This is a genomic window from Synechocystis sp. LEGE 06083, assembly GCF_015207725.1.
In the GTDB taxonomy this organism is placed as follows: domain Bacteria; phylum Cyanobacteriota; class Cyanobacteriia; order Cyanobacteriales; family Microcystaceae; genus Synechocystis; species Synechocystis salina.
Genome location: NZ_JADEWJ010000004.1, coordinates 15,853 through 36,924, shown reverse-complemented (window position 1 = coordinate 36,924; position 21,072 = coordinate 15,853). Strand labels below are relative to the sequence as shown.

17 protein-coding genes and 2 pseudogenes are annotated in these 21,072 nt (G+C 49.7%); 7 read left to right on the top strand and 12 right to left on the bottom strand.

All coding sequences use genetic code 11. The annotated features are described in order from the left end of the window. Positions 1-411 (top strand): annotated as a pseudogene (locus tag IQ219_RS00635) (N-acetyl-gamma-glutamyl-phosphate reductase); the annotation flags it as partial. Positions 412-415: 4 nt separating this feature from the next. On the opposite strand, the gene phaC reads toward IQ219_RS00635, so the two are convergent. After that, entirely contained in the window at positions 416-2,194 is a 1,779-nt protein-coding gene (phaC, locus tag IQ219_RS00630) for a class I poly(R)-hydroxyalkanoic acid synthase (RefSeq protein ID WP_228016608.1), read from the bottom strand. Positions 2,195-2,319: 125 nt separating this feature from the next. On the opposite strand from phaC, the gene IQ219_RS00625 reads away from it, so the two are divergent. The 4 genes from IQ219_RS00625 to IQ219_RS00610 all read left to right on the top strand — a co-directional run bounded on the left by IQ219_RS00625 (position 2,320) and on the right by IQ219_RS00610 (position 5,281). Next, positions 2,320-2,742, top strand: coding sequence for a hypothetical protein (locus IQ219_RS00625; RefSeq protein ID WP_194071385.1), 423 nt, complete (start codon positions 2,320-2,322; stop codon positions 2,740-2,742). Positions 2,743-2,753: 11 nt separating this feature from the next. Then, entirely contained in the window at positions 2,754-3,968 is a 1,215-nt protein-coding gene (locus IQ219_RS00620; protein ID WP_194071384.1) for an LL-diaminopimelate aminotransferase, read from the top strand. 82 nt (positions 3,969-4,050) lie between these two features. After that, on the top strand, positions 4,051-4,926 hold the full coding sequence (locus IQ219_RS00615) for a hypothetical protein (RefSeq protein ID WP_194071383.1): 876 nt from the start codon (positions 4,051-4,053) through the stop codon (positions 4,924-4,926). Between the two features lie 127 nt (positions 4,927-5,053). Further along, positions 5,054-5,281 carry a hypothetical protein gene (locus IQ219_RS00610; protein ID WP_194071382.1) on the top strand — a complete coding sequence of 76 codons (228 nt, stop codon included), beginning with the start codon at positions 5,054-5,056 and terminating at the stop codon, positions 5,279-5,281. 256 nt (positions 5,282-5,537) lie between these two features. Here IQ219_RS00610 and kdpB read toward each other — a convergent pair. After that, a pseudogene (gene kdpB, locus IQ219_RS00605) lies at positions 5,538-7,217 on the bottom strand (potassium-transporting ATPase subunit KdpB); the annotation flags it as partial. 72 nt (positions 7,218-7,289) lie between these two features. Beyond that, positions 7,290-8,966, bottom strand: a complete 1,677-nt coding sequence (gene kdpA / locus IQ219_RS00600; RefSeq protein WP_194071381.1) for a potassium-transporting ATPase subunit KdpA — start codon at positions 8,964-8,966, stop codon at positions 7,290-7,292. 335 nt (positions 8,967-9,301) lie between these two features. On the opposite strand from kdpA, the gene IQ219_RS00595 reads away from it, so the two are divergent. Both IQ219_RS00595 and IQ219_RS00590 read left to right on the top strand, forming a co-directional pair. Next, positions 9,302-10,354 carry a HAMP domain-containing sensor histidine kinase gene (locus IQ219_RS00595; protein WP_194021298.1) on the top strand — a complete coding sequence of 351 codons (1,053 nt, stop codon included), beginning with the start codon at positions 9,302-9,304 and terminating at the stop codon, positions 10,352-10,354. Positions 10,355-10,520: 166 nt separating this feature from the next. Next, positions 10,521-11,195, top strand: coding sequence for a response regulator transcription factor (locus IQ219_RS00590; RefSeq protein WP_194071380.1), 675 nt, complete (start codon positions 10,521-10,523; stop codon positions 11,193-11,195). Between the two features lie 420 nt (positions 11,196-11,615). Here IQ219_RS00590 and IQ219_RS00585 read toward each other — a convergent pair whose 3' ends face one another. From IQ219_RS00585 to IQ219_RS00545, 9 genes are all read right to left on the bottom strand, one after another. Further along, positions 11,616-13,787 carry an EAL domain-containing protein gene (locus IQ219_RS00585; RefSeq protein WP_194071379.1) on the bottom strand — a complete coding sequence of 724 codons (2,172 nt, stop codon included), beginning with the start codon at positions 13,785-13,787 and terminating at the stop codon, positions 11,616-11,618. A 740-nt stretch (positions 13,788-14,527) separates the two neighbouring features. Continuing rightward, entirely contained in the window at positions 14,528-15,058 is a 531-nt protein-coding gene (locus IQ219_RS00580) for an ester cyclase (RefSeq protein ID WP_190597862.1), read from the bottom strand. A 23-nt stretch (positions 15,059-15,081) separates the two neighbouring features. Further along, positions 15,082-15,633 carry a dihydrofolate reductase family protein gene (locus IQ219_RS00575; protein ID WP_194019791.1) on the bottom strand — a complete coding sequence of 184 codons (552 nt, stop codon included), beginning with the start codon at positions 15,631-15,633 and terminating at the stop codon, positions 15,082-15,084. 30 nt (positions 15,634-15,663) lie between these two features. Further along, the gene (locus IQ219_RS00570; RefSeq protein WP_228016607.1) at positions 15,664-16,089 is read right to left on the bottom strand and encodes an ASCH domain-containing protein; all 426 of its coding nucleotides are present in this window, start codon (positions 16,087-16,089) and stop codon (positions 15,664-15,666) included. A gap of 28 nt (positions 16,090-16,117) precedes the next feature. Next, on the bottom strand, positions 16,118-16,690 hold the full coding sequence (locus IQ219_RS00565) for a GNAT family N-acetyltransferase (RefSeq protein WP_228016606.1): 573 nt from the start codon (positions 16,688-16,690) through the stop codon (positions 16,118-16,120). Positions 16,691-16,830: 140 nt separating this feature from the next. After that, positions 16,831-17,442, bottom strand: coding sequence for a glutathione S-transferase family protein (locus tag IQ219_RS00560; protein ID WP_194071377.1), 612 nt, complete (start codon positions 17,440-17,442; stop codon positions 16,831-16,833). Between the two features lie 30 nt (positions 17,443-17,472). After that, entirely contained in the window at positions 17,473-17,922 is a 450-nt protein-coding gene (locus IQ219_RS00555; protein ID WP_194019794.1) for a GNAT family N-acetyltransferase, read from the bottom strand. 217 nt (positions 17,923-18,139) lie between these two features. After that, positions 18,140-18,514 (bottom strand): group 1 truncated hemoglobin, encoded by a 375-nt coding sequence (locus tag IQ219_RS00550; RefSeq protein WP_190597857.1) that lies wholly within the window; start codon positions 18,512-18,514, stop codon positions 18,140-18,142. A gap of 74 nt (positions 18,515-18,588) precedes the next feature. Then, positions 18,589-20,901, bottom strand: a complete 2,313-nt coding sequence (locus tag IQ219_RS00545; protein ID WP_194071376.1) for a nitric-oxide reductase large subunit — start codon at positions 20,899-20,901, stop codon at positions 18,589-18,591. Positions 20,902-21,072 lie beyond the last annotated feature (171 nt).

Below are 21,072 nucleotides of genomic sequence, written 5' to 3'. Positions count from 1 at the left end.
GCGCATAAGCACCCGCCGGAAATGAAGAAGTTCACCGGCCTGTCGCACATGCCGATGTTCACCCCCGCCGTTGGCCGGTATGCGCAGGGCATGATCGTGGAAGTGCCCCTGCCGCTCTGGGCGCTGCCGGGCAAGCCGAAGCGCAAGGAACTGCACAAGGCGCTGACAGCCGCCTATGCGGGCGAGGCTTTCGTGAAGGTTATTCCGCTCACGGAAGGGGACGCGATCAAGTCTCTGGACGCCGAAGGCTGCAACGACACCAACCGGCTTGAGATCTATGTGTTTGGCAATGACGAGCAGGCGCGGCTTGTGGCGCGCCTCGACAATCTCGGCAAGGGCGCCTCGGGCGCAGCAGTGCAGAATATCAATATTGCGCTGGGGCTGGACGAGAGCGCGGGGCTGTCTGCCTGACGCCTCAGAGCGGCGGCAGCTTGATGTCTTCCAGGCGCACCTTGACATAGGTGCCCGGCGCGGCGCCGAGGCCCATGTCCTTGGGCTCGACCGCTTTCACCTTGCGGCCGGATTTCGGTTTCAGCCAGGCCCACCAGGTCGGCCACCAGCTGCCCGGTGTTTCGGTGGCGGTTTCCAGCCATGCATTGGCAGAGCCGGCCTCCAGGCTGTTGTTGGTCCAGTGCTGGTATTTCCTGGCGTCGGGATGGTTCACAACACCGGCGATATGTCCGGACCCTGACAGAACGAATGTGGCGTTGTCTCCATAACGTTTTGCAGAGCGGAAGACGCTTTCAAAAGGAACGATGTGATCGTCCTTGGAAGCTTGCAGCAAGACGGGGATCTCGATGTTGCGCATGTCGATTTTCTCTCCGAGCACGGTGTATTCGCCCTTGGCGAGACGGTTCTCGGCGTAGCATTCGGAGAGATAGCGTTTGTGGACGGGGCCGGGGATGTTGGTCTGGTCGGCGTTCCAGTAGAGCAGGTCGAACGGGCGGGGCTCCTTGCCCAGCATGTACTGGTCGATGACATAGCGCCAGACGAGATCAATTGGCCGGAGCCAGTTGAAGGTCTCGTACATTTCCTTGCCCGGCATGATGCCGCCATGATTGTCGATGATGCCGTAGACATAGTCCCGGCCCGGGCCATCGGTGAAGACTTTCAGGTCTCCGGCGAGTTCGAAATCTGACTGGGAGGCAAAGAAGGTGGCCGAGTCGATCTTCTTGTAACCGGTGGCGGCCATATGGCCGAGGGCGGAGGTAAGCAACGTGCCGCCGATGCAATAGCCGACCGCGTTGAGGCTCTTGGCGCCAGATGCCTGCAGGGCCGCTTCAACAGCGGCATAGATGCCGTTCTTAACGTAATCGTCCCAGGTGTAGTCTTTGGTAACACCATCTGCCGAGCGCCACGAAACAACGAATACTGTCAGTCCACGGTCCACCAGCCAGCGGATCATCGAGTTCTTTTCCTGCAGGTCCAGGATGTAGAACTTGTTGATCCAGGGCGGGAAGATCAGCAGCGGCTTGGAATGGACTGTTTCCTGCGACGGAGCATACTGGATGAGCTCCAGGAGGTCGTTACGGAACACGACCTGGCCCGGCGCGGTGGCGATGTTTTCACCCAGTTTGAACGGGGTCTCATCGGTCTGGGTGATATGCAGCTTGCCGCCGCCCTTGCGGACATCCTCGCGGGCCATGCGAATGCCGGCCAGGACGCTTTCCCCGCCGCTCTCGATAAAGGCTTTCAGGGCGGCCGGGTTGGTGCCGAGGAAGTTTGTCGGGGCGAGGCTCTCGGTCAGCAGTTGCATGAAGAACTTGGCGCGCAGGTGGATTGGCTCTTCGAGGTCGGGCGCGCGGTCGGCCAGGCTCATCATCCAGCGGGAATTGAGATCATAGGCCTTGCGGATGAACTTGAAGGCGGGATTTGCCTGCCATTCGGGATCGGAGAAGCGCTTGTCTTTATCCGGTTTGGGCTCGGCGGTGAGGTTTTCGGTGACCATCTCCTGCCACAGGCCCATCCAGCCCTGCATCAGGTCCATATTGGCCTGCATCAGCGCCATGGGATTGCGGGCAAGGCTCATGCCGACCTGGCTGAAGGCATCGCCGGCGCCCATTGGATCTCCCTTGCTGACCGTGCCGAGGGGGCCTGAGCCGGTCAGCACTTCAGAGAGCAGGGCTTGAGATTCCGTATTTGCCAGCGCAAGCGTGGTCATCAGCACTTGCAGACGTGCAGGGTCCTGCGCCATCAGCAAAGATGCGATGGAGGGTGTCTCAGACGCTGGTGTTTTGTTACCGCCCATGTGTCGTAGTTTCGCCCGCTTCTTTGGGCTTATATATCCTTTAGAATGTTTGTCATTTAATGAGCTTAACCATGAAAAACACGGCGATTCCCCTCCTGATTGTGCCTTTGCTGCTTATTGCGGGATGTTCATCTTCATTTTTGAAGGTGCGGGACGCCGTGAACAGCGCACCGGCATGGTATGGTGAGCGGCGTGCTGAGATCCGGGGTGAAGGCTATCCTGACCTTTCCGCGCTGCCTGAGGTGGACCCCGCGAACGTGCCTGGAGCTGCCCTGAAGGGGCGCGCGGATATGGGCGAGGCGCTTACGGCCGCCTTTGCCGACCCCCGAGCTAGCGTGGCGGTGGGCGGAGCCGAGGAGATCCGCGCCATCGCCGACAGCATGATTGGGGGTTTTGGCGACATTCCGCCGGAATCCGATTTCCTCACCGAAGCCGAAATCGCTGCCATCCGCAGCCAGTTCAATGTTCCCCGCGTCACACAAGACGACTATTGAGACCTCTGAAAATGAACACCGACTTTCACAAGATCCGGCGCCTTCCGCCTTATGTGTTTGAACAGGTGAACCGCACGAAAGCGGCCCTGCGGGCCAAGGGCGCCGATATCATCGACCTTGGCATGGGCAACCCGGACCTGCCGACGCCCAAGCATATCGTCGACAAGCTGGTCGAGACTGCCCGCAAGCCCGACGTGAACGGCTATTCCGCCTCGCGCGGCATTCCCGGCCTGCGCCGGGCGCTGACCGATTATTACAAGCGCCGCTTTGACGTGGTGCTGGACAAGGACCGGGAGGTGATCGTCACGCTCGGTTCCAAGGAAGGGTTTGCCAACCTGGCGCAGGCGATTTCTGCGCCGGGCGATGTGATCCTGGCGCCGGACCCATCTTACCCGCTGCACCATTTCGGCTTCATCATTGCCGGCGCCTCGATCCGCAGCGTGCCGGCGCACACGCCTGAGCAGTATCTCTCCAGCCTTGGCCGGGCGGTGAAGTATTCCACGCCACCGCCAACCGCGATGGTGCTGTGCTTCCCGTCGAACCCGACGGCGGCGGTCTGCGATCTCGACTTCTACAAGGAGGCCGTGAAATTCGCGAAGAAGCATGACCTCTGGGTGCTGTCTGACCTTGCCTATAACGAGATTTACTTCGACGAGCCGACGCCCTCGATCCTGCAGGTGGATGGGGCGAAGGACATTGCGGTGGAGTTCACCACGATGTCGAAGACCTATTCCATGGCCGGTTGGCGGATGGGCTTTGTGGCGGGTAATGAGAAGCTGGTCGGCGCGCTGGCGCGGGTGAAGTCTTACCTTGATTACGGCGCCTACACGCCGATCCAGGTGGCGGCTGTGGCGGCGCTCGACGGCCCGCAGCAATGCGTGGACGAGACGCGCGCGATCTATAAAGGCCGCCGCGATGTGCTGGTGGACAGCTTTACGCGCGCAGGCTGGCCGGTGCCGAGCCCGAAGGCCTCGATGTTTGCCTGGGCGCCGATCCCGGAAAAGCTGCGCCATCTGGGCAGCCTCGAATTCTCGCTGCAGCTCATCAACGAAGCGCATGTGGCTGTCGCGCCGGGCGCAGGCTTTGGCGAGCATGGGGATGATTATGTCCGCATCGCGCTGGTCGAGAACGAGCAGCGGATTCGTCAGGCTGGCCGTAATATCCGGAAGTTCCTGGCTGCGCGCGGCGTGAAGGAGATCAAGCCAGCGGTGGCGGCTGCGGAGTAGGGGGCATTTAGAAGTGGTGCAGGCGTCCGGTTGGCCGGACGCCTGCACCCAATGCCCTTAGAAGGTTGGGGTGAAAACGGTCATGCGAATTCAATTTATCGCTCTGGCTTTGTTGTGTTCCGCCCATCTTCCGGCCTTCCCGCAGAGCGATGCATTCCAAAGTCCCGACCATGTGGGCGATTCCTACGAAATTCGCTTGGAATCCGAGTCGCATAGTACCGGAGACAACGGGTCGGGAAGCTCGAGCTCGAGGAGCACACTTATCGAGCGCGTCTTGCAGGTTCAAGCTGACGGAGTTGAACTTGAGTTTGACCTTCCGTCTGATACGCCTCCCGAGCAGCGCATGCGAGAATGGCAGTTTCCGGCCCGGGTCTTCAAGTCTAGCGAAGGCACGCTGGATTTGCTGAATGTTACGGAGCTTGAATCGAGGTTGGACATCTGGCTCGAACGTGGCGGGGTAGACCGGGTCCATTGCGGCAAGTGGTTGTTTACCTGGACCGCATTGCAGATCAATTGCGATCCATACTCCGTCCTTGAAACGCTTAAGATGTACGATCTCCGGCTAGGTGAGATTCATCCGGGCAGGGTCTTGAATGACGCTTTGGCGAAAGCGCCAGCTCCGTTGAAGATCGAAGTCGGCTCTGAGGCGAACACTTACGTTGCTGATTTTGAGTTGGACCCCGATCTGTTGCGTCGCAGACTTGCGGAAACAGATGTCGCTGTCTCTGAAATTATGGGTCCGAGACCACTTTCACTGGCTGAAGCAATTGAGGCCCGGTCTTCAGAAACCATTTCCGGCGCGCTCCGGATGAGCCTTGAAATTGATCCAGAAGGCCGTGTGATCCGGCGCACGCGGCTAAGCAACACAGAAATCAAGCAAATGGATGGATCGGTCCACCGCACTACAGTGACAGAGACGGTCTATCGCCAAGCAAATGTCGAGCAATCGTCTGAATAGGGCGGTGAGCAACGGCGGCCGGTCCATTGCGGCCGTTGGCCTTGATGCACCCTACATTGACCCGATAAGTCCTCGCTTTGCGCCTTTAAGGACAGAGCGTGGTGATTGGCCGTCAGAGGATTGCGCAATGTCAGACGAGAAGCTGGGTAGCCGGGAATGTTACATCTGCAAGTCCTACATACCGCCGCTGATATCGATCTGCTGGAAGTGCGGGTATTCGCAACTGCCCAATCCGCATGGCGGTGACGCGGATAAGGGGATCAAAGACGGGGCCCCGCCGAAACGGACGCCGGACCTGAAAAAAGGTCTCGATCTGGGCAAGGCGGACTTCAAGGCCGGGATCAAGAAGAAATAGGCATTACACGGAGCGGTTCCGATGGACGCCCCGAGGGGCGCCCGGATTAGTTGCGGGCAAACCGCATGCTGGCGGAGAAGGTTGCCGCTTCTTCTGCGGTAAGCGTGCCATCGCCGTCGGCGTCTGCCGTTTCAAATCGCGCTGTGAGGGCAGAGGCGAGATCGTCGCGGGAAATGGTGCCGTCCGCGCCGGCTGTTTCGTTGAAGAATTCTTCGGCGCTGATGGGCGTACCGTCAGCCGGTTCAGCATATTCGGCTGCGCCCTGTTTCTCTGCCGTGCTGCCGTCATCATTGGCGCTTTGGGTATTGTCGGCCTGGGCGAGGGCCGGGGCATCGTTAGTACCATCTCCGGTCATGGCCACCAATTTACCGGCGGCCTGTTCCTGTTGAATAACCTGGATTTTGTCTTCCGGAGTGGCTTCAGCAATGAAGTCATCAACCCCCGCTTCTTTAGCAATTACCGCAGCAGTAATGCGATTATCCCCCGTGAGCATCACGGTGCGGACTCCCATGCGCCGCAGTTGATTAAATCGTTCTTGAATGCCTGGTTTGATAATGTCCTTGAGGTAAATTACGCCGTAAATATCATCATTGCGACAGACCGCCAACGGAGTGCCCCCTAGGTGGGAAATCCGGCGGTAGGCTTCATCAAGATCCGTGGGGGACTGGCCTCCCCTTGACCGGACAAAACCTCGAATTGCATCCACCGCCCCTTTCCGTATCTCACTACCATCGGGTAAATTGGTACCGCTCATGCGAGTCCGGGCAGAAAATTCCACCCCCTCCGCCTCCTGGGGATCAAAGTCCAAATTGGCTCCCATTTTCTCCGCCAGGCGCACAATAGATTTTCCTTCCGGGGTGGTGTCAAAAATACTCGCCCCCAAGGCGATCGCCGCCACTTCTTCCACAGAATGACCATTCACCGGCAAAAAAGCTTCCGCTAAACGGTTTCCCAGGGTGATAGTGCCCGTTTTATCTAGCACCAAGGTGTTGATGTCGCCGCAGGCTTCCACGGCCCGCCCGGAAGTGGCCACCACATTAAACTGGGCTACCCGGTCCATGCCAGCAATGCCAATGGCACTCAGTAAACCGCCAATGGTGGTGGGAATCAACGCCACCAAGAGGGCAATAAGTAGGGTAATGCTCACCGGGCTATCGATGTAATCAGCCGGGGGAGGCAGAGTTGCCACCACAATTAAGAACACCAAGGTCAACACCGCCAACAATACCGTTAGGGCAATTTCATTGGGGGTTTTACTGCGTTCTGCCCCTTCCACCAGGGCAATCATGCGGTCAATAAAGCCCTTACCGGGATCCGCGGTCACCCGGATGATCAGTTCATCGGAAATGATGCGGGTGCCCCCTGTCACGGAACTGGCCACATCGGAATCTGGTTCCTTGAGCACTGGGGCCGATTCCCCCGTAATGGCGGATTCGTCCACCGAGGCCACCCCCTCCAACACTTCCCCATCGGCCGGGATAATATCGCCAGCGGTCACTTTAAGGCGATCGCCTCTCCTTAGATGGGTGGAGCTGACCATTTCTAGGGAACCATCAGCTAAAATTCGCTGGGCATAGGTCTTAGTATGGGTTGACCGCAGGGCATCGGCCTGTGCCTTTCCCCTACCCTCAGCCACCGCTTCGGCAAAGTTGGCAAACAAGACTGTAAATAACAAAATAACCGTCACCAAACCGTTAAACATCGCTGAGGTGCCAGTCACCCCAAATAGGTTGGGATTGAGGGTCAACACCCCGGTGATCAAGGTGCCTACCCAAACCATAAACATGACCGGATTTTTGATCATGATTTTGGGATTGAGCTTTACCCAGGCTTCCTTAAAAGCCTGTTGATAGAGATCGGAAAGATTGGCTTTTGGGGTATGTCGCCGCTGTTGTCGTGGCCCCCCCGGTTGTCGCACAGTGGAAGTAGAATCCATAAACTTAGGTAAAAATCGGATTTAAGATTAGGGAAAAGATAGAAACCAAGCGTCGGCTAACATTGCTCGGAGCTAAACCAAATTGAAAGCTTCCGCCACTGGACCGAGCACCAAAATGGGTAAAAAAGTCAGGGCACCGAGGATGATGATGGCTCCTGCGGTAATCCCAGTGAATAGGGTTGTATCGGTGTGGAAAGTGCCGCTGGTTTCCGGAACGGGTTGTTTGCGGGCCATGCCATCGGCCAAGAAAATTAGGGCAACAATTGGTACATAGCGTCCGGCAATTAACGAGAAACTGGCGCTTAAATTCCACCAAAGAGTGTTATCCGCCAAGCCTTCAAAGCCAGAACCATTGTTGGCGGCAGCGGAAGCATATTCGTAGGCCACCTGGGAAATGCCATGGAAACCCGGATTGCTAATGCCCGCTAGGGTGTCAGGAAAGGCGAGGGTAATGGCCGTCGGAATTAAAATGGCAATGGGGTGGATTAGAAGAATTAAGCTAGCGAGGACAATTTCTCGCTTCTCGATTTTGCGCCCCAAAAATTCCGGTGTCCGCCCCACCATCAACCCAGTGAGAAAAACCGTCAGGATGAGAAACACAAATAAATAGGCCGTGCCGGTGCCCTGGCCTCCCCAAATAATTTGTAGGAACATATCCGATAGGGTGACAAAACCACCGGGGGGCATAAGAGAATCGTGCATGCCGTTGACCGCCCCACACATGGTTCCCGTGGTGGACACAGCCCACAGGGCCGTCAATACCCAACCTAAGCGCACTTCTTTGCCCTCTAAATTGGGTTGGGTTTCCCCGAAGATTTGATTGACCAGGGGATTACCATGAAACTCCCCTACGGCGGCGACGGTAATCAGGATTACATAGAGAATAAACACCATCCAAAAAATTAACCATCCCTGTTTGGGGTTACCCGCTATGGTGCCGTAGGTGATGATTAAACCCGCCGGGATCACCATCATGATCACCGTTTCCAGTAGGTTGGCAAAATTATTGGGATTTTCGAAGGGATGGGCAGAGTTAACACCGAAAAAACCGCCGCCATTTTCCCCTAGTTCTTTGATGATTTCAAAATGGGCCACGGGACCCCGGGCGATCCATTGAGTTGCTCCCTCTAGGGTAGTCACCTGGGCTGGTCCAGCAAGGGTTTCCGGCACCCCAGCCAGGAGGAGGAGTATTGCCCCCACGAGGGAAATTGGCAATAAAATTCTGGTAATTGATAGCACTAAATCCTGATAAAAATTACCGATCGCCTGGCCGCTTAAGCCCCGAATAAAGGCGATCGCCACGGCAATACCGGTGGCCGCGGAGGTAAACATCAAAAAGCCCAGGGCACCAGCCTGACTAAAGTAGGTATAGGTAGTTTCTCCGGAATAATGTTGTTGATTGGTGTTGGTCACGAAGGAAATCGCAGTGTGTAGGGCCAAATCCCAAGAGGGGGCAGCTAAAGCCGTGAGATTGAGGGGCAAACTGCCCTGCAGCATCAAGATTAGGAAGACAAAAACGCCCATAACCAGATTACTGATCAGCACAGCGCTAATATACTGGGCTACCCCCATGGGGCGATTTTCCGTAATGCCAGAGCCAGCAAAAATTAAGGACTCCACAGGCCGGGTAATTTTATCGAGCCAAGTGGACTGACCAAGAAAAACCCGCGCCATATAACGCCCAAGCAAGGGGGCCGTGGCCACAAGGATGGCTAAAATCAGTGCAATTTGTACAAAACCTTGCCACATAAAACTTTGTCATCTCCAAGTAATATTAGGGCAGGACAAGTGGGGTCACTCACTACTCTAAAAAAGTTAAATTCCGCCGCTAATTTATCCATGTCATCAGCTTGCCTTGATCAACGAATTTCTACAAGGTATAGAAGAGAATTTAAAAGATGTTTATAGATTATACTTAAACAATTTCATTGCCCATATTAAAATTGCTTAGCTTTGATCTATACCAAATGATATAGAAGTAATTAAACAAGTAAATTCATTTTTTTGTTTTAGTATGGATGGGAAGTCCCCTGTAATTTTGCTCCTTCAAAGCCATTTCTGTTCAATGATTGTCTGACCAAACAATGCGTATTTGGACCCGTACCCACTGGTTGCTAGCAATTCTTTTTTTAATTGTGATTAGCCTGGAATACAGCACTCCCCCTCCCTATGTGCTCGGCTACCTTTACATTGGGGCAGTGTTATTGGCCAGTGTGCGGCTGGGGCGTCGGGCAACCCTCTGGGTAACAGGCATTGCGGTGGGTCTAACCCTACTAAATTTGTGGATTCCGGGCATTGAACCAATCACCCCCATTACCTTGGCCAATCGGATTATCACCGTACTGGCACTGCTGGTCACCGCTTGGCTGAGCGATCGCCTGCAACAATACGAAGCGGCCATGCTAAAACAACAGGTACAACTAGCAACCCAAATTCAACTGGCCAAGGTGCGGGAGGATTTTGTCTCAACCCTAACCCATGACTTGAAAACTCCTCTTTTGGGAGCAATTGAAACCCTCAATGCTTTCCAAGCAGGACAGTTTGGGGCCGTTACCCATGGCCAACAACGGGCGATCGCCATTATGATGCGTAGCCACCGCATGACCTTGCAACTGGTTGAAACCCTAATGGATGTTTATCACAATGACACAGAGGGTTTATACCTACACCAGGAACCGGTCAATCTGACTAGTCTGGCCGAAGAAGTAATTCTGCAACTCACCCCCCTGGCCACGTCCCGTCAAATCCATTTATGTCTGCGCCAAGGTAACTCCGACTTTCGCCAGACCTACTGGGTACAAGCCGATGCCCTACAACTACAACGGGTTTTTAATAACCTCATTACCAATGCCATTAACCATTCCCCCCGTGGTTGTAAGGTGGAAATTTCCTTGATTTCGAGAAATAATTATTTCCAGGTGCAAATTGTCGATGAAGGACGGGGCATTCCTGATTATGATCTGCCCAATCTCTTCGAGCGATTTTATCAAGGCCATGGCGATCGCCAAGCGAAGGGAGCCGGACTAGGTTTATATCTCAGCCGCCAAATTATTGAAGCCCACGGCGGTAAAATCTGGGCGGAACCCCACTCTCCCCAAGGAGCCATTTTTGCTTTTTCTCTGCCCATAGAATCCTAGGGCTTAACCGGCTCTTTGGTTTATTACTATTCATTTTCAAGCCTGTTTTAAACGAAAATGATATGGTTCAGAAAGCAAAATTTTTCGATAGCAAGGATTTAAGCAGCTAGTTGTAGCCCTAATTTAGACTAATTAGTTAAGTCCCCTTTGTTAATCAACACCATCTATGTCAATTGCCCCCACTCCAATTCGGATTCTCCTGGTGGAGGATGATGAACTTTTCCGCCTGGGGTTAGTGACCCGCCTCAGCCAAGAACCGGGGTTAGATGTGGCCGGGGAAGCTGAAGATGGAGAAACGGCGATCGCCTACGTCAATCAACAGCTTTTTGATGTGGTGATTTTAGATGTGGGATTACCCGGTATCGGTGGCATTGAAACCTGCCATCAAATCAAAAAAATTCATCCACAATTACCAGTTCTTATTCTCACTTCCCATTCCCAACCTGCCCTCATTAACCGCCTGATTGAAGCCCATGCCCAGGGTTATTGCGTCAAAGGGGTAGCAGCAGAAACATTGGTGCTTGCCATCCGCTCAGTGGTGGCCGGTGCATTCTGGTGGGATGCCATCGCCTCTCAGGAAATTCAGACAGCGTTTCAACACAGCCCATCGTCTCCAACAGTGCCGGCATTGGCCATGGCGGACAATCCCCTCACTAAGCGGGAACTGGAAATTTTAGCCTTGGTGGCTAGGGGCAAAAGCAACCAGGAAATTGCCGACGAACTTTACATTGCACCAGGTACAGTGCGGGTCCACGTACATACCATTTTGCGTAAGTTGGAGGTGCGGGATCGGACCCAAGCTGCCATTTTAGCCATTGAAAAAAGGTTAGTTTCCCTTTGAGTCCGATGATTACCCCCAGTCAACTAAGCCAAGTAGCAAGGGAAATAGGTTTAACAGAAAGTGCCTTAAGAAAATAGGTAAAATAGTCAACATTGACAGGTAAGAAGCAGGTAAAGGTCAATTAGCATCAACGGAAAGATAAAAACTAAATAGCTTGCGCCATGACCTGAAAAGGGTACAAATGGAGCGAAATTTTTTAAAATAGGCAGCGAACTTGCTTGCCGAGAAAAGTCCAGAATCAATGAGCTAATTCATGCGGGGAAGATAAATTTACCGATAAGGCTAATGTGCCGGATATTAAAGTAATCAAGAACCGATTACTACGCCTGGCGTAAACGATCAATATCTTCTCGAAATAAGGCGAACAAACTCTTGTATAGGGCTTCTTGTTCACACGAGCTAATCACCCCTTTCGATTCATCACATCCCATGTTCAAACGTTAAAGGAGAAGGTTTTGAAATAACGTAACCCTGGGCATAATCGAAACCGATCGCCTCCACAGCCCTCAATATGGCAGCATTTTCAACAAATTCAGCAATTGTTTGTAAATCCATCACATGACCAATACGATTAAAGCTTTCCACTATCTCTCGGTCAACTTTGCTTTGAATAATATTTTTAACAAAACTGCCATCAATTTTTAAATAATCAACGGGAAAATATTTAATATATTCAAAAGAATTCATTCCGTGACCAAAATCATCAATGGCAAAATAACAACCAAATTGTTTGATTTCATTAATAAATTTTACGGCTTGATCAAAATGGCTGATCGCCGTCTCTTCTGTAATTTCAAAACAAATTGTTCCTAAGGGAAATGAAACTTTTGCCAATTGCATTTTCAAAAAGTCGAGAAAATAATCATGGTTAATACTAGCGGCGGAAAGATTGAGAGCATATAAATAATTTTGAGAGACATTCATTTGTTCAGAATGTTGTTGATAATAATGATCATAACGACTGAAAAATTGACTGACAACCCACCGATCAATTGTCGGCATTAATTGGTAACGTTCAGCTGAAGGAAGAAACACGCCAGGAACAATAATTCTTTTTTCATCCAATAACCGCAATAAAACTTCATAATATATCAGCTTAGATTTTTTATTGATAGGTACTACAGTCTGACAATAGAGATCAAAACTATTCGCTTCTAGGGCATCACGAATTTCACCAACCCACTGTCTTTCTCGTCTTTGTTGCCGTAAATCATTATCATCATCACGATAAACCTGTATACAGTTTCTTCCCTTATTTTTTGCAGCATAACAGGCCGCATCTGCCATGCTCATAAGACGATTTTTGTCGTTTTCATGGGGGGGAATCGACACTAAGCCAATACTGATACTAATATGAAAAATTTTACCTTCCCATTGGAAGCATAATTTTTCAACCATATCCCTAGAAGTCTCAGCAATTTCTATTGCTTTTTCTAAGGGGCATTGGTATAGCAAAAAAGCAAACTCATCTCCCCCTAAACGGGCTAAGGTATCGACTTCTCGTACTCTTTGTTGTAATAGTCTAGCCACTTGACGTAGGAGTTTATCCCCAGCGATATGACCAGAGGTGTCATTGACAACCTTAAATTGGTCTAAATCCAGATAACATAAAACATGATTATGGCCCTCGTTATTTGCCGCGATGGTCTCATCTAGTTTCTGTTCAAAGCCTGAACGATTGATTAAACCCGTTAGAAAATCATGACTGGCTTGCCAGGTAAGTTGACGGGTGAGGTTATGGGCAATGGTCACATCCCGAAAAATAACCACACTCCCCACTACGTTTCCTTTACGGTCTTGAATTGGAGCAGCGGAGTCATCAATAGGAATTTCGGAGCCATCACGGCGAATTAAATTCGTATTTTTCGCCAAATTAATTGTCGTAATTTCTTCCAGGGCTTGAATAATGGGATTTTTAACCGGATTCCTGGTAAATTCGTTAATAATTTTAAAAATTTCAAATAAATGATTTCCTGAGGCCTCTTCATTCGTCCAACCGGTTAGTGATTCAGCGGTGGGATTAAGATAGGTAACAGCACATTCAGCATCAGTGGTAATTACCGCATCCCCAATGGATTTAAGCGTAACCTGAGCTAATTCCTTCTCAAAAAAAAGAGCCTCCTGAGTTTGTCTATGATCCTCTATTTCTTTAAGTAATTGCTTATTTTTTGCTCGAATTAGTTCTGTGCTTGTTGCCCAAAGTCGGCGCTGGAGTTGCCGCAGAGATATGTGAGTTGCAATTCGTGCGAATAATTCCTCCATTTGAAAGGGCTGGGTTATATAATCAGCCCCCCCTAACTCCAAACCTCGAACTTTATTAAAAGTACTAGTCAGTTCGCTTAAAAAAATGATAGGAATAGGAGCTATCTCTACATCTGCTTTTAATCGTCGACACAGCTCATAGGCATCATAACCACCGAGTTTAACGTAAAGCAAAATTAAATCTACTTTAATTGCTAACACATTTTTTAGGATAGCCGAATCAGATCGACAAACTTGAAACTCATAGCCTTTGTTTTCGAGTTTCTCCCTGAGCTTTTGCAGATTACCAGAATCACCAACAACTAAAATTTTACCTTTTGTTTTTAACATAGCAAATCACTAGCTCAGTGGCGAGGTTTTTTCAATATACCCATCTCTTGTCTGATGAATGTATATTGATGAAAATCACGTGTCTGGAACTGGGAATAAAAGTAAAGAATCTTGACTAACTAGGAGCAACGATTGGACTGATATCCTCTCTTAATCAGCCTCAGAATGACTTTGTGGTATCAAGATTTAAATCGCGCGGTCTTATTGATATATTCTTGAATAAAAATTTTATTTGTTCTTAAAAAAAACAATAAAATAGCTATTAATCATGGGCTTTAGGCTTTCAGAGGTTTATTCTCTGACCAGAATAAAGAAAGAGAACACAACAACCTCAAGTCGCTTATCAAAGGTGACGGGCTCAGAACTTTTCTTGATACAAAATCCTCGGTTTACAAACTGCCCTGCACAGTTTCAGCCTAACTGAATATTTGGAGTTTGTCCGTACGAATTAAGGCCTGTGAAAAATTCAAATTATTTTTGGGGAGTAGTGAGTTCAAATATATTATCAAAGCCAAGGCATTATGTTAAACTTTGTAAAAATCAAAGTGGCTATCACTAGCAACCGAACTAACTTGGTTGTAGTTAGGAGATTTTAAGATTTTTGCCTAATGAATACTTTGTTATCGTCTGTAGTCAAAAAATGCCTACTTGGGCCAATTCTGTATGAGCTACATGCAAGGGGTATCACAAGTTTTAATGCCAAAGGCAGTAAATTATATGACTGAAGTATTTCTCTGGGATTAGCCTTCATGAAAAAATGGATCTGGAATGCTCGGATTCCTCAACTTTGCGGCGGCACCGGCGCCGGTAACTGGGAGACCCGTTGGATCGAGGAGTCCGATCTGTACAAGCACATTGGCTTGGTCCCACATAATGTGCTCGTAGGCAACCTTGTCGTTTTCGATGCCAACGATCACAACAAACACGACTTCAACCCGTTTTCCGGTCGGCTCAACTCCAGGAAGCATCCAGTCAATCTTGTGCGTGTGCGTAAACGAGATAATCAGTTCATCAACCAACCGTTCTTCACTACAGGTTCGAGAGACTGTTTCAAACACAACGTCTGGAGGAAAAAACTGACCAATTAGGCGCTTTGCGTAAAAGGTTCGGACGCCGCTTGGACCTTGACCACCGACCATAGTTGGCACGTTCACCAAATGCGGTTGTGGAGCCATGGTCGCTAACGTTTGATCAAGGTCGCCCGCCAACTCTGCACTCATGTGGGCATTGAAGATTGCATCAAGTTTTGCCTCTAAGCTGGGATCAGTCATTGCATCTCCTTTTCGCGGTTTTGTTATGCATTATTTTGGACGGTGTACTTTAGTTGGACAAAGCCAAACTCGTAAGCCTTGGCTCCGACAAATGTTAGCAACACGTCTGATCCCGTCGGACCAAAGAGGGGAATTCCCTCGCCAAGAATCACCGGGATGACCGTAATTGTAAGCTCATGAACCAGCCTAGCGGCCAGAAATCGCTGAATGGTGTTGCCTCCATCCACATAAATGTGAGCAACACCTTCACCAGAGAGTCGTTCGCATAATTCCCGAGGGCTTTCTGACGATTGCTGGAGTGTCTTCGGCAGTTCATCCGAGAATGTGATCGGCTTGCTGCTCATAACCACGACGGGAACATCACCATAGGGCCAAAAACTAAACGATCGCACCTTTTCGTATGAGTTGCGTCCCATCACCAATACATCGACGGACCGCATCAACGCACCGTAGCCACAATCCTCGCCCTTTGGGACTTTGGCATTGGCGGCATCCAGCCAATCAATGTCACCGTTACTGCGCGCAATATAGCCGTCGAGGCTTGTTGCAATGAAAACAGAGACTTTTGGGATCATAGGTCGCCAGTGTGGTTTGAACAACTCTACCTATATATAAACAACACGAAATCGTTCACAAACCAAAAGCATTTCTGGAGTGGGTTCCTTCCCAATTTCAAGCAATACTCGCAAAAAGTACTGCCAATGCTCTTTCCGCCAAGACTCCAGGGAACGGTCATTCTCGCCTTCTTCATAGGCAAATCGTGCATCCACTCCACTAAATGGGCAGATCATAATTTCCGTCGTCTCAATAATGCAAGTGGGCTCACCGCTTCCATTTAACACGATTGTTTTTGCCCCTATTTTAGGCAGTTGAATTCCCTCTGCTTCCCATTCCCACAAAGCTGAACAAGTTGCAGTTTTAGTCCCCTCCAGAACTAAATTACTCAGTTCATCTGCCAAAGCAGGAGAGTCACCAAATTGGTGCGCCTCATAGCCCTCGTCACTCGATGCAGTATTCGAAAGTCCTGCCATATATGTCTGCCAATACCGCTCTAACTGCTCATTTCTCATCGGATTTTATTGAAGAGAGTAACCAATCTTGATGATTCAATTCAAAGGTTTGCTCAACACACCATTCACCTCTGAATTCTACTTCAAGGGAGTTCGATAACCTCATCCCTAGCCTTTTGAGAAGACGAATAGAAGATTCATTCCGGGAGTCGGTGATAGCAACAATTTTATTGATACTTCTAATTTTAAACAGCGAATGGATTAAGGCAGATACCGCTTCTCGAGCATATCCTTTACCCTGCTCCTGCTGATTCAAAGTAAAACCAACTTCCACATTTGTTGGATCTTTTGCGTAAATTTGCATGCCTATGTCGCCGATCAGTAAGTTAGATTGTTTATAGGCGATCGCCATTTGAAACCACTCACCAGGTATCCCGATTACTGCTGTCTGCATTTCCTTGATAAAAGATTTCCCTTCAGTTTCGGAGAGCATCGACCAACCTTGAAATTGCGCTACTTGAGGGTCTTGGCGGTAAGCTAGAAACCGCTCCAGATCTACATCAATAAACCGACGCAGAATCAGTCTTTCAGTTGATTGGGGTAGAAAGTTCGCGGGAAACAATAAAATTTCACTCCAGGATCATTGATTGACAGGACTTGGTCAAGGCCTGCGGGCCAATATTCCGTTCAGTCCCCAGCCGCCGCTAGTAACCTCTCAAACTTAACCAAGAAACCCCATGAGGTTGCTATGCAAGCGGATTATTAGGCATTTTTTCTTGTCATTTTTATATATCCAGGAATATTTTCAAAATCTCTGAACCACCTCTGAATATTCAGATATTCAGACAGATCGAAACCACCTTCATCGGCGACATGGGTGTATGCATACAGACTGATGTCGGCAATTGTTGCGCTAGCACCAAGAAAAAATTTATTCTCAACGAGATGTTTCTCCATTACTGAAAGCGCTTTATGGCCACCAATCTGTTTGGCATGATATTCTACTTCCCGCTCTTTCGGCAATCCTAAGTACTTGTTGATGTACCTTGCTGTCGCGATGTATGGCTCATGACTATACTGCTCAAAAAATTGCCATTGTAAGACTTTAGCTTTTTCATACCTATCTTGTGGTAAAAACTCAGTGTTCTCTGCTAAGTAGTTCAATATCGCATTGGATTCCCAGAGGCACCTACCATCACCCAAGTCGATGACTGGTATTCTTGCATTTGGATTCATTTTCCTGAATTCTTCGGTGTGAGTTTCACTGGCAAGGATATCAATATGATCCCATTCGTGATCAATACCAAGAAACTCCATTAACAATTTGATTTTGTAGCAATTGCCGGACAACATATCTCCAAAAACTGTATACATAGAGTTTTCTTCCTCCAAGCTTTATGCGCATTACTTAAGTTCAATATATAATCTTAATCTATCTTTATGCTGTACACCATTTTCGAAGATTGGCTCCGAATAATTTACTAGAAAATGATCTTTCACGACAGAATCCACCCTAAAGCCAATACGCTGATAATAGGTAAGCTGATAGCCGAATGTACCAGTGCCCAACTCTACGCGATACACGTTTTTTTTAGCTAATTCATTTAAGGTAAACTTCAGCAATCCTGATCCGATACCTTGTTGTTGAAAGCTTGGATAAACGGAGATATTGAATATTTCAACAATGCTATCGTGAATTGGCTTAGCAATACAAGCACCAACAATCCGCCCATTACGCTTGGCTACGTAACACCACGAATCGCTTAAATATGAGTGGATACTTTGTTCAGAAGGATCAGCCTCAAGCAAAAGCTGAATAGGGATTTCTGTAGGCTTTACTTCCGAATATTCCATTTTCACCTCGAAGCACATAACTAATCATCAGTGACGACAAAGTGTTTTGTTGAACCTTTGAGTTGAGCTTCGAGTACAAACATGGGAAGAAGATAAGTCTTATGAAGATAAACTACTACAGCTTTTGTTGCTATTCGAAATTCATCTCGGCACCCAATCCAAGATTCGAGTGGGAGCCTTCTTTTGACACTTAGGTAAGGGAGATAGTGTAATTCCATTACTGATTCAAGACATCACGCTTATGTTGGGGAGCGGCGGCGATCGCGGCAACCTGGGCCCTCAATTCTTCTGAGACCCCCAGTTCCTCCAGGGTGATCATTAAGTCTTCGGCTACGGCATCGAAGTGTTCACTGTTAAGACCATGGTTTTGCACCAGTGCTTGATGGGCTTCCCGCATGTAGCGCCCATCATATTTGTCTGTGCCGCCAAAGGCATAGGTCAAAAAATCCTTTTGGTGTGCCCTCTGCTTGGCCATATCCACATTGGCAAAAAAATGCTTGATTCGGTCATCCTGGAGCACCCGCTCATAAAATTTATCAACGGCTAGATCTACCGCCGCCGCACCGCCTAGTTGATCAAATAGGGTTGTCATGGGTTTTTCTTGAGAATAAATAATTATTGAAAGATTTCTGGTTTCTTGAAGAAGCCAGGGATAGGAATTAGAACCTATTGACCCTCTACAGCGGGGCTAATTGCTTCAGATGGGCCTAGTTGAGTAGGCTGATGGAAAACGGAGTATACCGCTCGCCCAGTAAACACCACTATGGCGATCGCCCCTAAGGTAAACACAATATCGCCTGGGATACGCAACCATACCGTCCACTGCATCCAGGGTGAACCAATTACCTCCGCACTGCGGGCATACCAGGTACCCTGGTTAATCGATTGCATAAGCTGGTAAAAGCCATTGGGAATCAAGCCCAAGACCATCATCATCCCTAGACCACCATTGAGGCTCCAAAAGGAGAACCGCAAAATTTTCTCATTCCAGGCCCGGTCCGGCACAATTTCCCGCAGAGAGAAAAGCATTAAGGCGATCGCCAAACAGCCATAGACTCCAAACAGGGCACTGTGGGCATGAATGGGGGTGGTGTTAAGTCCCTGGGAATAGTAGAGGACGATGGGCGGGTTAATCAAAAACCCAAAGACCCCTGCACCGACGAGGTTCCAGAAACAAGTAGCCAAAAAGAACCGCAGAGGCCAGCGGTAGAAACGCTCGGCTTGCTGAGACATACGCAGGGTCTTCACCACCTCAAAACCAATTAAGGTAAGGGGAACCACCTCTAAGGCAGAAGCCACTGCTCCCATGGCCGCAATAAATGACGGTGTGCCCGCAAAGTACAGGTGGTGTAGGGTGCCGATCACACCACTGCCTAAGTACAAAATTGTAGTCAGGTAAGTAGCGCGCAACGCTGAAGACTTTTTCAGAAATCCGAGTTCACTACAGAGGTAGGCAATGGTCACCGTGGCAAACACTTCAAAGAAGCCTTCTACCCACAGATGCACCACCCACCAACGCCAGTATTCCGCCATGCTGAGGGAAGTATGGTTGTTGTACATCAATCCTGAAGCATAGAAGAGGGGAATGGTAATGGCACTGTAGAAAAAGAAATGGTTTAGTCCGGTTTTATTGCCTTCGGCCTTGATGGCAGGGCGTAGGGCCCGAAACATTAACCACAGCCAAAAGATCATGCCACCGATCAGCAACAACTGCCAAAGACGACCCAGTTCCACATACTCATAGCCCTGGTGCCCAAACATAAAGCTATTGTCGCCGGTGAGAAAGCCCTGAACACTAGCCCAAGAGCCAATTAAGGAACCTACGACTACCACCGTTAGGGCAATGAGCAAGGCACCGTTGCCCCAGACTTGACCCTTGGGTTCTTGTTTGCCAAAACGGGGAGCAAAATATAGTCCTGCTGCCAGCCAACAGGTGGCAATCCAAAACACGGCTAGCTGTAGGTGCCAAGTGCGGGATGCGGCGTAGGGCAAATATTGCTGGAGGGGTAAGCCGTAAAAGCCGTCCCCTTCCACTGCATAGTGGGCAGTGACCATCCCCATGGCAATCTGCACTCCAAACAAAGCCATGGCCACCCCAAAGAAAAGACTGGTGGCTTTTTGGCTAGGGGTAGCAATACGAATGGCGGGGCGATCGGCCACAACCTGCACTTCATCGGCTTCTTCCTGGGTGAGGTAGATGAAAAGAAAAGCGGCGATCGCAAAAATCAGCACCATCACCGACACAATTGACCACACTAAAAATTGCCCTGGGGGTTGATTACCAATCAGGTCATCGTGGGGCCAGTTAGCTGTATAGGAGAAAGGGGCATGGGGTCGATTGGTTGCCGCCGCCCAAGCCGTCCAGACAAAAAACGTAGTGACATCATGAATATCCTGCTCGCTCTTAAACCAGCCATCGGGGATGGAGTGAATTCGTGACCCATGGGCTAATAGCTCTTGATAGTCGGCAAATACCTGCTTGAGACCCTCGGCTTGAGCGGCGGTAAGTGCTAGGGTATCGGTCTCCGCATCATAGCGGTTGGGCTTAAACTGCTCCTGCACCTGAGCTTCTAGCAATGCCCGATCTGAGGCACTGAGAGCTTCAAGGTCAGCTTGGGAGAAACTGGGATCATTGGCGTAGAGTACCCCTGCTGTGGCTAGTCCCCAACGGTGCAAAACATCCGCTGTCCAGTCGGGAGCCAGATAACTGCCGTGGCCCCAAACACTGCCCACGTGTTGGCCGCCCCTACCTAGGTAGGTAACCTGGCCATTTTCCACATCGGCAGCGGTGAAAATAGTCTCCTGTTGAGGTGATTGGACTAGGCTGGGATGGGGAGGAGCATATTTAGAAATAGCCGCCCCGGCCCCCAGTAAAACACTGAAGGTGATAACACAGACAAGTACCAGCCATACCGGTAAATTAAAGCTTCTAGACCGGTTGCGAGCTAGGGTCATAACCTCAAGGGATGGATTAGCCATGGTTAAAAAGGATGTTTGAAATTTTTCCGTTGATGCAATTCAGATATTCAGATATGAAGATTTATTTTGGATAGATCTACCTATGCAAGGTCAGTTCCAGCCTAATGTGGCTTGATGTCGCTATTTTGCGCCAGTCTAACAGACAGATCCCAGCTTCTTCATGAGCTAGCT